Genomic DNA, 12,087 nt, shown 5'->3' with positions numbered 1-12,087 from the left:
ACGGAGGATGAACCCATGCGTCTCGCGGACGGCCCGCAGGTGGAGAGCACGATCGAGATCGCCGCTCCCGCCTGGAAAGTCTGGGACCTGGTGTCAGACATCGCCACATCTGTCCGGCACAGCCCTGAACTACAGGAGGTCCAGTGGCTCGATGGCGCCGACAAGCCCGCTGTAGGAGCCTGCTTCGTCGGACGCAACCGCAACGGCGGGCTCGGAGAGTGGCAGACGGTCAGCCGCATCGTCACGATTGAGCCCGAACGCACCTTCCAATGGGAAGTCGTCTACTACGACGCCCGCCACGACAACGGCGAACCTCTATCAGTCTGGACCTACCACATCGAACCGACCGAGGACGGCTCTGGCACCCGCTTGAAGCACGGCATGAAGCTTGGCGCGACGCCCGGCCCCCTCCACGCGGTGATCGAGCGCAATCCAGAGCGGGAGGAACAGATCCTCGACGGCCGCTTCGCCATGCTGCGGACGGCCATCGACGGAACGTTGGCCGGGGTACGAACCGAGGCGGAAGCGTAGCGCCAACGGGCGACGCTCTTCGCGCACTGGCGCTGTCGGCATGTCCGAGATGCTCAGCGAGACAACGGTTCTGATCACTTGCGGCCCGATCGACCAGCAACTGGGGAAGATCGCCGGCCTCACCTCTGCCGACGAACGCCGCAAGGCGTTCCGGCTACTGGTCGCGGTACTCGCGGCCGTGGACGAACGGCGCCGCAAGCTCTTCCGTGCCGGTGGATGCGGTCACTGGTGGCACACCCCGCCCGTCGCCGGCAGGTGATGACAGATCTCCCACCGCTGTTCTCGGCCTCTGGGCTCGATCCGCGGCAAGACGGGCTGAGGCCAGTGCTCACGCGCCCGTGTCGTCGGCGTCGGAGCCGATCATTGCGCTCGTGGGTCCAGGTCGTGCGGATGGCGTGCGTCTCGGTGAGTGCGCCGACCGGAAGGTCGGGAAGGCGTCGTGGGCTGGGGGGCTCGATGCTGATGCTGCGGGGGTGCTTGCGGTGCGGACAGGGGACGGGACGGGGTTGGGGCGCGGCTCCCGGTCAGGTGGTGAGTCGTCAGGAAAGTCGGCAATCGGTCAGCACCAGTCCGGAAAAACCTGAGGAATCCCTCCCGGACATGCGACTCGTTGTAGGCTGTGGTTACAGCCCTTGACCTGCAAAAACGCAGGCAGGGAGCCTCAGTCCGGGAGTAGCTCGATGCTGCGAACTATGTTCAAGTCCAAGATCCACCGTGCCACCGTCACCCAGGCCGACCTGCACTACGTCGGCTCGGTCACCATCGACGCGGACCTGCTCGACGCCGCCGACCTGCTGCCCGGCGAGCTCGTGCACATCGTCGACATCGACAACGGCGCCCGCCTGGAGACCTATGTCATCGAGGGCGAGCGCGGCTCCGGAGTCATCGGGATCAACGGGGCGGCCGCCCACCTCGTGCACCCGGGCGACCTGGTGATCATCATCAGCTACGCTCAGGTCGACGACGCCGAGGCGCGGTCCCTGCGGCCCAAGGTCGTGCACGTGGACCGGGACAACCGCATCGTGGCGCTCGGCGCGGACCCCTCCGAACCGGCCCCCGGCGGCGACACCCTGCGCAGCCCCCAGGCGGTCCCCGCGGGCTGACCCGGAGCCCTGCCACGCGAGGAGAGCCATGAGCGACATCGAGATCCAGGACGACCGCGAACAGGGCCTCCTCCTGGCCCGTGCGGGCGGCGCCGGCGGGGAGATCGTCGGCTACATCCAGTACTTCGTGCTGGAGGAGCCGGAGCGCGCCCTGGTGCCCGTGCACACCATCGTGGAGCCGGCGCACGAGGGGAAGGGCATCGCGGGCTCGCTGGCCCGCGAGCTGTACGCGACGGCCGCCCGCGAGACCCTGGCGGTCGCGCCGCTCTGCTCGTTCGTCGTCGAGTGGGCCGAGCGGCACCCCGGCGAGGCGCCCGCCGCCCCCGCCGGGCTGCTGGAGGCCGCCAAGGCGGCACTGGCCGCCGACCCGGGCAAGTGGTGACCGGAACGGACCGCTGCATAGGGTGCCGATCATGACGCTGGCACTCCTGCACACCTCACCGGTGCACGTCCCCACGTACGACGGACTGCGCGACGCGCACCACCCCGGACTCGCGCTGCGGCACCTCGTCCACGAGGACCTGCTGGCGCGGGCCCGGGCCGAGGGACCCGACGCCGTGGCCGACGACATCCGTGCGCTCCTGTCGGCGGCGGTGGCCGACGGCGCCGACGCCGTGGTGTGCACCTGCTCCACCATCAGCGGTGTCGCGGAGGCGCAGTCCGCCGCGGTCGGCGTGCCGGTGCTGCGCGGGGACCGCCCGATGGCGGCGCGCGCCGTCGCCGCGGGGGAGCGCGTCGTCGTCATCGCCACCGTGTCCAGCACCCTCGGCCCGAGCACCGCCCTGGTCGAGGAGGAGGCCGCGCGGGCCGGCCGCGCGGTCGAGGTGCGCGCGGTGCTGGTGCCGGGGGCCTGGGAACGGTTCGAGGCGGGTGACCGCGAGGGGTATCTCGACCTGGTCGCGGCGGCCGTCGACGCCGTCACCGACGCGGAAGCGATCGTCCTCGCGCAGCCCTCCCTCGCCGACGCCGCGAACCGGGCCCGCACGACGCTGCCGGTCCTTTCGAGTCCGCGTACCGGTCTGGAAGCCGGCGCCTCGGAATGCGCGGCCCCCGGAACGGCTTAGCTTGGGGGAGTTGCCGAGCAGGACCGAGCGAGGAGGAGTCACCATGGCGGAGCGCGACACGGACGTCGTCATCAGCCCCACCGGTTGGGTCGCGGACCAGGCCCGTACGTACGAGGAGTCCGGCGGCACCAAGGGCACCACCATCCAGGGCGTCCCCTGTCTGCTGCTCGACTACCAGGGCCGCCGTTCAGGTCAGTGGCGGCGCACCGTCCTGATCTACGGCCGGGACGGCGACGACTACCTGATCGTGGCCTCCAAGGGCGGCGCCGACGACCACCCGCTGTGGCTGCTCAACATTCAGGCCAATCCGGAGGTCCGGCTGCGGGTCGGCACCGAGCGGTTCGCCGCCCGGGCCGAGACGCTCCCGTCCGAGGAGAAGGCCCGGGTCTGGGACTCCCTGGTCGAGCTGTTCCCGCAGTACGCCGATTACCAGAAGAAGACCAGCCGGGACATCCCGGTGGTGCGCCTGACCCGCACGGACGGGTGACGTCCGGGCCGCAGGAGTGGACCCGGCGGGCGTGGGCACGCGACTGGGGAGAAGGTGGAAAGGACCCCTCCGAACCTCTGGAGGCACGACCATGACCCACCCGTTCCCCGACCCCGTCCCACCGAGCCCCACCCCGGTGCCGGGCCCCGGACCCGATGTCCCGGACCCGAACCCGACGCCGCAGCCCGACCCGTTCCCGGCACCGGGGCCCGGGCCCGGCCCCGTGCCGGCGCCTCCGCCGTCCCCGGTGCCGCCGGGCCCGACGCCGGACCCGGACCCGACGCCGCCGGAGCCCGAGCCGTCACCCGTGTGACGCCTAGGCGTCGACCTCCGAGCGGTCCCCGCCCCACAGCGTGTGGAACGAGCCCTCGCGGTCGACCCTGCGGTAGGTGTGCGCGCCGAAGAAGTCCCGCTGGCCCTGCGTGAGCGCGGCCGGCAGACGCGCGGCCCGCAGCGCGTCGTAGTACGCGAGCGCGGCGGCGAAGCCCGGTGTGGGCACGCCCTGGGTGGTCGCGGCGACCAGGACGGCACGCCAGTCGTCCTGGGCCGCCGCGATCTCGTCGGCGAAGCCCTTGTCGGACAGGAGCGAGACCAGGCCGGGCTCGGCCTCGTACGCGGCGGTGATCCGGTCCAGGAAGGCGGCCCGGATGATGCAGCCGCCGCGCCAGATGCGGGCCACCGCGCCGGAGTCGATGTCCCAGTCGTAGGTCTCGCTACCCGCGGCGATCTCGTGGAAGCCCTGCGTGTACGACACGATCTTCGACGCGTACAGCGCCTGCTCGACCCGGTCCGCGAAGGCCGCGGCCTCCGCCTCGCTCAGCGGCTTCGCCGTCGGGCCCGCCAACCCCTGGGAGGCGTCGCGCAGTTCCGCGTGCCCGGACAGCGAGCGGGCGAACACCGCCTCCGCGATGCCGGACACCGGCACGCCCAGGTCGAGCGCGATCTGCACCGTCCAGCGGCCGGTGCCCTTCTGCTCCGCCTGGTCCTGCACCACGTCGACGAACGGCTTTCCGGTGGCCTCGTCCACGTGGGACAGCACCTCCGCCGTGATCTCGATCAGGTAGGAGTCGAGGCGGCCCGTGTTCCACTTACGGAAGATGTCCGCGATCTGCGCGGGGGAGTACCCGGCGACATCGCGCAGCAACTGATAGGCCTCGCCGATGAGTTGCATGTCGGCGTACTCGATGCCGTTGTGCACCATCTTCACGAAGTGCCCGGCGCCGTCGGGGCCCACGTGCGTCACGCACGGGGCGCCGTCCTTCGCCTTCGCGGAGATCTTCTCCAGCATCGGGCCGAGCGACTCGTACGACTCCACGCTGCCGCCGGGCATGATGCTCGGTCCGTGCAGGGCGCCCTCCTCGCCGCCGGAGACACCGGTGCCGACGAAGTGGATGCCCTGCTCGCGCAGCTCCTTCTCACGGCGACGGGTGTCGGCGAAGTGCGCGTTGCCGCCGTCGACGATCATGTCGCCGGGCTCCAGGAGCGGCGCGAACTCCTTGATCACCGCGTCCGTCGGATCGCCCGCCTTCACCATGATCACGAGCCGTCGCGGCCGTTCGAGGGCGGCCACGAACTCCTCGGCGGTCTCGGTCGGCACGAAGATGCCCTCCTCGCCGAACTCCTCCACCAGCGCGTGCGTGCGCGACGCCGTGCGGTTGTGGAGGGCGACCGTGTAGCCGTTCCGCGCGAAGTTGCGGGCGAGGTTGCGCCCCATGACGGCGAGCCCGGTGACACCGATCTGAGCTGTACTGCTCATGCCTGTCGCTCCTGGATTGGGAAGTTGGAAGATCTTGTTCAGTTGGCGCGTGCCGAGGCGTAGCGTGGGCCTTCCCCCACGTGGAACCCCTCTCGAACTCTCTACGATGCTGGAGCCGTGCGTGCCTCATTTCGACCTGCCGCTCGACGAACTGCGTTCCTACAAGCCCGTGTTGACGGCACCCGACGACTTCGACGTCTTCTGGGAGAAGACCCTGGCCGAGGCCAGGGAGCACGACCTCGACGCGCGTTTCGAGCCGGTCGACGTCCCGCTCACCGCGGTCGACGTATTCGACGTTACGTACGCGGGCTTCGGCGGGCATCCTGTGAAGGGCTGGCTGATCCTCCCCGCGGGCACCACGGAGCCGATACCGGCCGTGGTCGAGTACATCGGCTACAGCGGCGGCCGGGGCCTGCCGCACACCCACCTCAGGTGGGCCGCCGCCGGGTTCGCGCACTTCGTGATGGACACCCGCGGCCAGGGCAGTGGCGGCACCGTCGGTGACACCCCGGACCCCGTCGGCAGCGGGCCGGCGGTCTCCGGCTTCATGACGCGCGGTATCCAGGACCCGCACGACTACTACTACCGGCGCGTCTACACGGACGGTGTGCGCGCCGTGGAGGCGGCCCGCTCGCACCCGCTCGTCGACGCCTCCCGCGTCGCCGTGACCGGCGGGAGCCAGGGCGGCGGCATCACGATCGCCGTGGCCGGTCTCGTACCGGACCTGAAGGCGGCCGCGCCGGACGTCCCGTTCCTGTGCCACTTCGGCCGCGCGACCACGCTCACCGAGCGTCACCCGTACCGCGAGATCGCGATCTACCTCAAGGCGCACATCGGCGAGGACGAGCGCGTCTTCCGTACGCTCTCGTACTTCGACGGCATGAACTTCGCGGCCCGTGCCACCGCGCCCGGCCTGTTCTCCGTGGCCCTGGAGGACCTGACCTGCCCGCCCTCGACGGTGTTCGCGGCGCACAACCACTGGGCGGGCGCCGAGCGCTCCATGGAGGTGTACGCCTTCAACGACCACGAGGGCGGCGGACCCTTCCAGCAGGCCGTCCAACTACGGTGGATTCCCGGCCACTTGAGGGACTGAAAGCAGTCAGGGTGACCCTCGGCACTCTTGTCATCACTGCGTGGGAGCGGCTAATTTGCCGCTCCTACGTGTGCCTGTACAGGTTTCAGAGGGGGCTTCCATGGCGTTACGCGGCCGGCACCGCCGGTACCAGCCGAGCCGGGTCAACCGGGCGTCGCTGACGGTCACCGTCGGTGGCGCGGGCATGGCGATCCCGCTCATCGGCGCGGGCACGGCGCAGGCCGCCGACGTGCACACCTGGAACAAGGTCGCCGCGTGCGAGTCCTCCGGGAACTGGAGCGTCAACACCGGCAACGGCTACTACGGCGGTCTGCAGTTCACCCGCTCCACCTGGGCCGCGTACGGCGGCACGGCCTACGCGCCGCGCGCCGACCTGGCCACCAAGGACCAGCAGGTCGCGGTCGCGGAGAAGGTCCTGAAGGGGCAGGGGCCGGGCGCCTGGCCGGTGTGCTCGCAGCGGGCCGGGCTCGGCCGTACGCCCGAGCGCCCCCCGGTCCGCACGGTCAAGGACGTCAGGCCCGAGGTGACCCCGCAGTCGACCGCCGGCCGCGGCGAGTCGTACACGGTGATCGGCGGCGACACGCTCTCCGGCATCGCGGACGCGCGCAAGGTGCCCGGGGGCTGGGAGCGGCTGTATTCGGCCAACCGCAAGACCATCGGCGCCGACCCGGACCTGATCATTCCCGGCCAGCGGCTCTCGATGCCCGGAGCGTCGACGAGGACGAGCGGGGCTACGAAGACGGCGGACGCCACGAAGACGGCCGGATCCAGGAAGACCACGACGCGGCAGCCCCAGAAATCACAGCCCAGGAAGACAGCACCGAAGAAGACCGAGGCCAAGAAGACCGCGACGACCAGGGCCGCCTCGCGCGGTGCCGTCGCGCCCGTCGACGCGCCCCTCGGCACCCCGTACCACGCGGCCGGCTCCTCCTGGTCGAAGGGCTACCACACGGGCGTGGACTTCGCGGTGGCCACCGGCACCTCCATCAAGGCGATCGCCGCCGGTCAGGTCGTCTCGGCCGGCTGGGGCGGATCGTACGGCTACGAAGTGGTGATCCGGCACGCCGACGGCAAGTACAGCCAGTACGGACACCTGTCGGCACTCTCCGTGAAGAGCGGGCAGCGGGTGGTGGAGGGCCAGCGGATCGCCCGCTCCGGGTCCACCGGCAACAGCACGGGCCCGCATCTGCACTTCGAGGTGCGGACGGGGCCCGGCTTCGGCAGCGACATCGACCCGCTCGCGTATCTGCGGGCCCACGGCGTCAGGATCTGACGTTCCCGACCGCCGGCTCGTCGGACGGCGGCTTCGGCTGCCGCGGCGGCATGGCCTCGAGACCGGCCGGACTGTCCGGGACCTGCGGCGTCGGGTGACCGGCGACCACGTGGGCGGCGCGGTCCCGGCCGATGCGCTCGGTCGTCAGCAGGATCAGGCCGCCCGCGGCCACGACACCGCAGCCCAGCGCCAGGACCGTGCCGATCGTGCCGTGCCGGAACGTCTCGCCGAACAGGGTGAGGCCGACGGCGGCCGCCACCACCGGGTTCACGACCGTCGCGGTGGCCAGCGGCGCAGCGAGGCCGGCGCCCCGGTAGGAGGCCTGCGACAGCAGCATGCCCGTGGTGGCCAGGGCCGCGATCGCCAGCAGGGTGGTGAGCTGCTCCAGGGGCCGGCCCGACCAGTCGACGGCCACCGACTTCGTGAACACCGACGCCATGCCGAACGCGCTGCCCGCCGCGATCGCGAGGAGCACCGCGCGCACCACCGGGTGCCGGTGCGCGGCGCGGGCCGACATCATCAGCACCAGCACGCCACCTGCTGTGATCAGACCGACCAGCAGGCGCTCCGCCCCGGTCAGCGAGTCCTCGGAGGCCGTGCCGGTCAGCGCCAGCAGGCCCGCGAGCCCGACCGTCGCCATGATCGCCCCGCGCCAGGCGGTGGCCCCGGCCCGGCGGCGCACCAGCAGCGCCGCCATCGGCAGCGCCAGCACGATCGTCAGGGCGCCCAGCGGCTGCACCAGGCTCAGCGGGCCGTAGGCGAGGGCCACGACGTGCAGCAGTGCGCCCAGGCCGTTCAGACACCCGGCACCCCACCACGCGGGCCTGCGCAGCGGGGCGTACGCCGAGTCCGGCGTCGTCTCGGCGACCCGCTCCTGCACGATCGCCCCGCCCGCGTAGGCGACCGCCGAGACGAGGGAGAGCAGCACGGACAGCGCCAGGGCACTCATCTGGTGCCCCCTGCGGTGCGGCGCGGCGCTCGATCGGTTCTCATACCCTCCACGATCTCTCTCCCGAGCGTTCTTGTCGTCCGACCTGAGCAGTCATTGGGTCCTACTGCCGATGGAGTACGCCGCCTCGTGAGTCATCCCCAGGGCGGGTGCACCGGGACCGCGGAGGGCCTCACACCGTTCGCACTCTTCCGCGCCGGGCCTCCATGGGTGACCATGAGACGCGAGGCGAGCACAACCGACCTGATCGAGTGGGACGACCGACGACGGGGGCCGTGCGTGCGAGTGGGACTGCTGACCCGGGAGTATCCGCCGGATGTCTACGGCGGCGCTGGAGTCCATGTCGAGTTCCTGGCAAGGGAGTTACGTCCGCTCGTCGACCTCGACGTGCACACCTGGGGCGAGGGCGCGGGCGAAGGCGTCCGCCGGCACCGCGCCTGGCCGGCGCTCGACGGGGCGAACGACGCGCTGCGCACCCTCTCCGTGGACCTGTCCATGGCCGCCGCCCTCGAAGGCCGCGACCTCGTCCACTCCCACACCTGGTACACGAACCTCGCGGGCCACCTCGCCGCCCTCCACCTCGGCGTTCCGCACGTGATGACCGCACACTCCCTGGAGCCGCTGCGCCCCTGGAAGGCCGAGCAGCTCGGTGGCGGTTACGCTCTGTCGGCCTGGGCGGAACGCACGGCGATCGAGGCGGCGGACGGCGTGATCGCGGTGTCCCGGGCGATGCGGGACGACATCCTCGCCTGCTACCCGGCGCTGGAGCCCAAGCGCGTGCGCGTCGTGCACAACGGCATCGACGTGTCCCTGTACCGCGCCGACCCCGGCACGGACGTGCTGCGCCGCTTCGGGATCGACCCGGAGCGCCCGTACGTGATCTTCGTCGGACGCATCACGCGGCAGAAGGGCGTGCCCCACCTGCTGCGTGCCGCCCGCGACCTCGCCAAGGGCGTGCAGCTGGTGCTCTGCGCCGGGGCGCCGGACACCCCGGAGATCGGGCGTGAATTCCGCGAACTGGTGGCGGAGTTGAAGGAGACCCGCGACGGGGTGTGCTGGATCCCGTCCATGCTGCCGCGCGCCGAGGTCGTCCAACTCCTCACGCACGCGACGGTGTTCGTCTGCCCCAGCGTGTACGAGCCGCTCGGCATCGTGAACCTGGAGGCGATGGCCTGCGGGACCGCGGTCGTCGCGTCCCGGGTCGGCGGCATCCCCGAGGTGGTGGCGCACGGCGAGAGCGGCCTGCTGGTCCCGTACGCGGAGGCGGACCCGGCGGCCTTCGAGGCCGGCCTCGCGCACGCGCTGAACGAGGTGGTCGGCGACCCCGGCGCGGCGCGCCGGATGGGCGAGGCCGGACGGGAGCGGGCCGCGGCGGAGTTCGGCTGGGACGCGGTCGCCCGGCGCACGGTCGACTTGTACAGGGAGATCCTCAACGGCGCCTGAGGCGCTGTGACGTGAAGGGGGCTGGCATGCGCGGTGGGCCTTCGGTGCTCGGGATCGTACTGGCGGGAGGAGAGGGAAAGCGGCTGATGCCGCTGACCGCGGACCGGGCGAAGCCCGCGGTGACGTTCGGCGGTACCTACCGCCTCGTCGACTTCGCCCTGTCGAACCTGGTGAACGGTGACATCCTGCGCATCTGCGTGCTCACGCAGTACAAGTCGCACTCCCTGGACCGGCACGTCACCACGACATGGCGGATGTCGAGCCTGCTCGGCAACTACGTCACGCCCGTCCCGGCGCAGCAGCGCCTCGGGCCCCGCTGGTACTCGGGCAGCGCCGACGCGATCCTGCAGTCCCTCAACCTCGTCCACGACGAACAGCCGGACTTCATCGCGGTGTTCGGCGCCGACCACGTGTACCGGATGGACCCGCGGCAGATGCTCGCGCAGCACATCGAGTCCGGCGCGGGCGTCACCGTCGCGGGCATCCGGGTGCCGCGCTCCCAGGCTCCGTCCTTCGGCGTCATCACGCCGGCCCGCGACGGCACGCGCATCGACGCGTTCCTGGAGAAGCCGTCGGACCCGCCGCCGCTGCCCGGGAGCCCGAACGAGGTCTTCGCCTCGATGGGCAACTACCTCTTCACGACGAAGACCCTCGTCGACGCGTTGCTGCAGGATGCCGAGGACGACAACTCGGTGCACGACATGGGGGGTTCGATCCTGCCGATGCTCACGGAGCGCGGAGTCGCCCAGGTCTACGACTTCGACAGCAACCACGTCCCCGGCGAGACCGAGCGCGACCACGGCTACTGGCGCGACGTCGGCACCCTCGACTCGTACTACGAGGCCCACATGGACCTCATCTCGGACGAACCGATGTTCAATCTGGACAACCGGCGCTGGCCGATCTACACGCACTCCGGCCAGCTGCCGCCCGCCAAGTTCTGCGCGGCCGGCATCGCGAGCGAGTCGATCGTCAGCCCGGGCTGCGTCATCCGCGGGCAGGTCACCGGTTCCGTCCTCTCGCCGGGCGTCACGATCGCCGACGGCGCGGTCGTCCAGGGCTCGGTGCTGCACGACAACGTGCGGATCGGCAGGGGAGCGGTGGTGCGCGGCGCCGTCCTCGACAAGAACGTGGAGGTCCCGGCCGGCGCGACGATCGGCGTCAACCCGGTCCGGGACGCGGAGCTCTACACCGTGTCGAAGGGCGGCGTGATCGCCCTGGGCAAGGGGCAGGCGGTGCGCTGAGCCGCGCGCACCACCCCGGCCCGGCCCTTCGGGTGCCGGCGCGACGGCGCCGCGCGGAACCCGCTCAGGCCGGGCCGACACCCCTGACGTCGATCGGCACCGCGCCGAGGCGGTAGCCGCGCTCGTCCAGCAGATGGCCGTTCAGCTTCATCGGCCACAGGGCCACCGCCCGGTCGACCACGGTCAGAGCGGGCACCCGCTCGGCGAGCCGCACCTCGAACCGCTGTGCGTCGTCGAGCGAGCGGACCCAGGCGATCACCTTGAGGTTGTGGCGGCCGATCACCCCCGCGCACAGCCGCACCTCCCGCGCCCCCGTGACCTGCTCGGCGACCGCCCGCAGATCGCCCGGCGCCGCCCGGCCCCACAGGATCAGCGACACCGGCCACTCGGACAGCGGCCTGGCCACCTCGCAGCGGGTCTGCGCCATGCCCGCGGCGAACAGCCGGTTCACCCGGCGGCGCACCGTGTCCGGACCCGCCCCGCACCGCTCGGCCAGGGCGCGGTGACCCGCCCGGCCGTCCACGGACAGTTCGGCCAGCAACGCGTGGTCGAGATCGGTCAGTTCGAAGACCGGGGCGTCCGCGCGGGCCGGGGCCGTCCCGGTGAGCCGGGCGAGCTGCGCGGAGTCGAGCGCGCGCAGCCGCCACCGGCTGCCCTCCGTGTAGACGGTGCTCGCCAGATGGGTGCGGGTGGCGACGATGCCCGCCAGCGAGCCGAGCCGGTGCGTCACCCAGTGGGTGAGCGCCGACAGGCGCGGCGCGAACACGGTCAGCAGCAGGTCGCGTCCGCCACTGACGTGCTCGACGGCCACGACGTGCGATTCCGCCACGAGCGCCCGGGCGACCTCGGACAGCCGCCCGTTCGCGCAGTCGACCTCGACGAACGCCAGACACCCCTGGCCGGACTCGGCGACGACCGGCGCCGGATGGCAGCTGACCCAGGCGGCCCCCGCCTCCGTCAGCCGGCTCCAGCGGCGGGCCACCGTCACCGGATCCACCCCGATCGCCGCGCCGATCCGGGCCCACCCGGCCCGCGGCGCGATCTGCAGGGCGTGCACGAGCGCCTGATCCAGGCCGTCGAGCACGCCGCCGAATTCCTGCGCCACCGCACCACTCCTGCGTTTTCCCTGCGATTCACGACCCGT

At 71.8% G+C, this 12,087-nt stretch carries 13 protein-coding genes; 10 read left to right on the top strand and 3 right to left on the bottom strand.

Annotation, left to right across the window (positions count from 1 at the left end; translation table 11 throughout):
• Positions 1-15: 15 nt before the first annotated feature.
• From ACQUQD_RS05285 to ACQUQD_RS05260, 6 genes are all read left to right on the top strand, one after another.
• Positions 16-531, top strand: coding sequence for an SRPBCC family protein (locus ACQUQD_RS05285; RefSeq protein ID WP_428950754.1), 516 nt, complete (start codon positions 16-18; stop codon positions 529-531).
• A 40-nt stretch (positions 532-571) separates the two neighbouring features.
• Positions 572-790, top strand: coding sequence for a DUF5958 family protein (locus ACQUQD_RS05280; protein ID WP_428950753.1), 219 nt, complete (start codon positions 572-574; stop codon positions 788-790).
• 421 nt (positions 791-1,211) lie between these two features.
• Positions 1,212-1,634 carry an aspartate 1-decarboxylase gene (gene panD / locus ACQUQD_RS05275; RefSeq protein WP_428950752.1) on the top strand — a complete coding sequence of 141 codons (423 nt, stop codon included), beginning with the start codon at positions 1,212-1,214 and terminating at the stop codon, positions 1,632-1,634.
• A 28-nt stretch (positions 1,635-1,662) separates the two neighbouring features.
• Entirely contained in the window at positions 1,663-2,016 is a 354-nt protein-coding gene (locus tag ACQUQD_RS05270) for a GNAT family N-acetyltransferase (protein ID WP_428950751.1), read from the top strand.
• Positions 2,017-2,047: 31 nt separating this feature from the next.
• Positions 2,048-2,698 (top strand): aspartate/glutamate racemase family protein, encoded by a 651-nt coding sequence (locus ACQUQD_RS05265; RefSeq protein ID WP_428950750.1) that lies wholly within the window; start codon positions 2,048-2,050, stop codon positions 2,696-2,698.
• A 43-nt stretch (positions 2,699-2,741) separates the two neighbouring features.
• Positions 2,742-3,185 (top strand): nitroreductase family deazaflavin-dependent oxidoreductase, encoded by a 444-nt coding sequence (locus ACQUQD_RS05260; RefSeq protein WP_428950749.1) that lies wholly within the window; start codon positions 2,742-2,744, stop codon positions 3,183-3,185.
• Positions 3,186-3,501: 316 nt separating this feature from the next.
• Here the strand turns inward: ACQUQD_RS05260 and gndA are convergent, their stop codons facing one another.
• Positions 3,502-4,941 carry an NADP-dependent phosphogluconate dehydrogenase gene (gndA, locus tag ACQUQD_RS05255; RefSeq protein WP_428950748.1) on the bottom strand — a complete coding sequence of 480 codons (1,440 nt, stop codon included), beginning with the start codon at positions 4,939-4,941 and terminating at the stop codon, positions 3,502-3,504.
• A gap of 121 nt (positions 4,942-5,062) precedes the next feature.
• Here gndA and ACQUQD_RS05250 point away from each other — a divergent pair, with 121 nt between their 5' ends.
• Together ACQUQD_RS05250 and ACQUQD_RS05245 are read left to right on the top strand one after the other, a co-directional pair.
• The gene (locus ACQUQD_RS05250; protein ID WP_428950747.1) at positions 5,063-6,034 is read left to right on the top strand and encodes an acetylxylan esterase; all 972 of its coding nucleotides are present in this window, start codon (positions 5,063-5,065) and stop codon (positions 6,032-6,034) included.
• A 100-nt stretch (positions 6,035-6,134) separates the two neighbouring features.
• Entirely contained in the window at positions 6,135-7,307 is a 1,173-nt protein-coding gene (locus tag ACQUQD_RS05245) for a transglycosylase family protein (protein ID WP_428950746.1), read from the top strand.
• Here the strand turns inward: ACQUQD_RS05245 and ACQUQD_RS05240 are convergent.
• The gene (locus ACQUQD_RS05240; RefSeq protein ID WP_428950745.1) at positions 7,297-8,256 is read right to left on the bottom strand and encodes a DMT family transporter; all 960 of its coding nucleotides are present in this window, start codon (positions 8,254-8,256) and stop codon (positions 7,297-7,299) included. The genes ACQUQD_RS05245 and ACQUQD_RS05240 overlap by 11 nt on opposite strands.
• A gap of 285 nt (positions 8,257-8,541) precedes the next feature.
• On the opposite strand from ACQUQD_RS05240, the gene glgA reads away from it, so the two are divergent.
• On the top strand, positions 8,542-9,699 hold the full coding sequence (glgA, locus tag ACQUQD_RS05235; RefSeq protein ID WP_428957458.1) for a glycogen synthase: 1,158 nt from the start codon (positions 8,542-8,544) through the stop codon (positions 9,697-9,699).
• A gap of 26 nt (positions 9,700-9,725) precedes the next feature.
• Positions 9,726-10,943, top strand: coding sequence for a glucose-1-phosphate adenylyltransferase (gene glgC / locus ACQUQD_RS05230; protein ID WP_428950744.1), 1,218 nt, complete (start codon positions 9,726-9,728; stop codon positions 10,941-10,943).
• A 64-nt stretch (positions 10,944-11,007) separates the two neighbouring features.
• On the opposite strand, the gene ACQUQD_RS05225 is transcribed toward glgC, so the two are convergent.
• On the bottom strand, positions 11,008-12,048 hold the full coding sequence (locus ACQUQD_RS05225) for an Lrp/AsnC family transcriptional regulator (protein ID WP_428950743.1): 1,041 nt from the start codon (positions 12,046-12,048) through the stop codon (positions 11,008-11,010).
• Positions 12,049-12,087 lie beyond the last annotated feature (39 nt).

Origin of the sequence: Streptomyces sp. cg35 (assembly GCF_050410835.1) — a bacterium.
Lineage (GTDB): Bacteria > Actinomycetota > Actinomycetes > Streptomycetales > Streptomycetaceae > Streptomyces.
The sequence above is the reverse complement of the archived record's forward strand: the minus strand, read 5'-3'. Positions and strand labels throughout refer to the sequence as shown.

Excerpts from the sequence above, each read along its gene's own strand:
- ACQUQD_RS05260 (WP_428950749.1), top strand. The coding sequence starts at position 2,742 with ATGGCGGAGCGCGACACGGACGTCGTCATCAGCCCCACCGGTTGGGTC.
- ACQUQD_RS05240 (WP_428950745.1), bottom strand. The coding sequence starts at position 8,256 with ATGAGTGCCCTGGCGCTGTCCGTGCTGCTCTCCCTCGTCTCGGCGGTC.
- panD (WP_428950752.1), top strand. The coding sequence starts at position 1,212 with ATGCTGCGAACTATGTTCAAGTCCAAGATCCACCGTGCCACCGTCACC.
- ACQUQD_RS05245 (WP_428950746.1), top strand. The coding sequence starts at position 6,135 with ATGGCGTTACGCGGCCGGCACCGCCGGTACCAGCCGAGCCGGGTCAAC.
- gndA (WP_428950748.1), bottom strand. The coding sequence starts at position 4,941 with ATGAGCAGTACAGCTCAGATCGGTGTCACCGGGCTCGCCGTCATGGGG.
- ACQUQD_RS05285 (WP_428950754.1), top strand. The coding sequence starts at position 16 with ATGCGTCTCGCGGACGGCCCGCAGGTGGAGAGCACGATCGAGATCGCC.
- ACQUQD_RS05280 (WP_428950753.1), top strand. The coding sequence starts at position 572 with ATGTCCGAGATGCTCAGCGAGACAACGGTTCTGATCACTTGCGGCCCG.
- glgC (WP_428950744.1), top strand. The coding sequence starts at position 9,726 with ATGCGCGGTGGGCCTTCGGTGCTCGGGATCGTACTGGCGGGAGGAGAG.
- ACQUQD_RS05265 (WP_428950750.1), top strand. The coding sequence starts at position 2,048 with ATGACGCTGGCACTCCTGCACACCTCACCGGTGCACGTCCCCACGTAC.
- ACQUQD_RS05270 (WP_428950751.1), top strand. The coding sequence starts at position 1,663 with ATGAGCGACATCGAGATCCAGGACGACCGCGAACAGGGCCTCCTCCTG.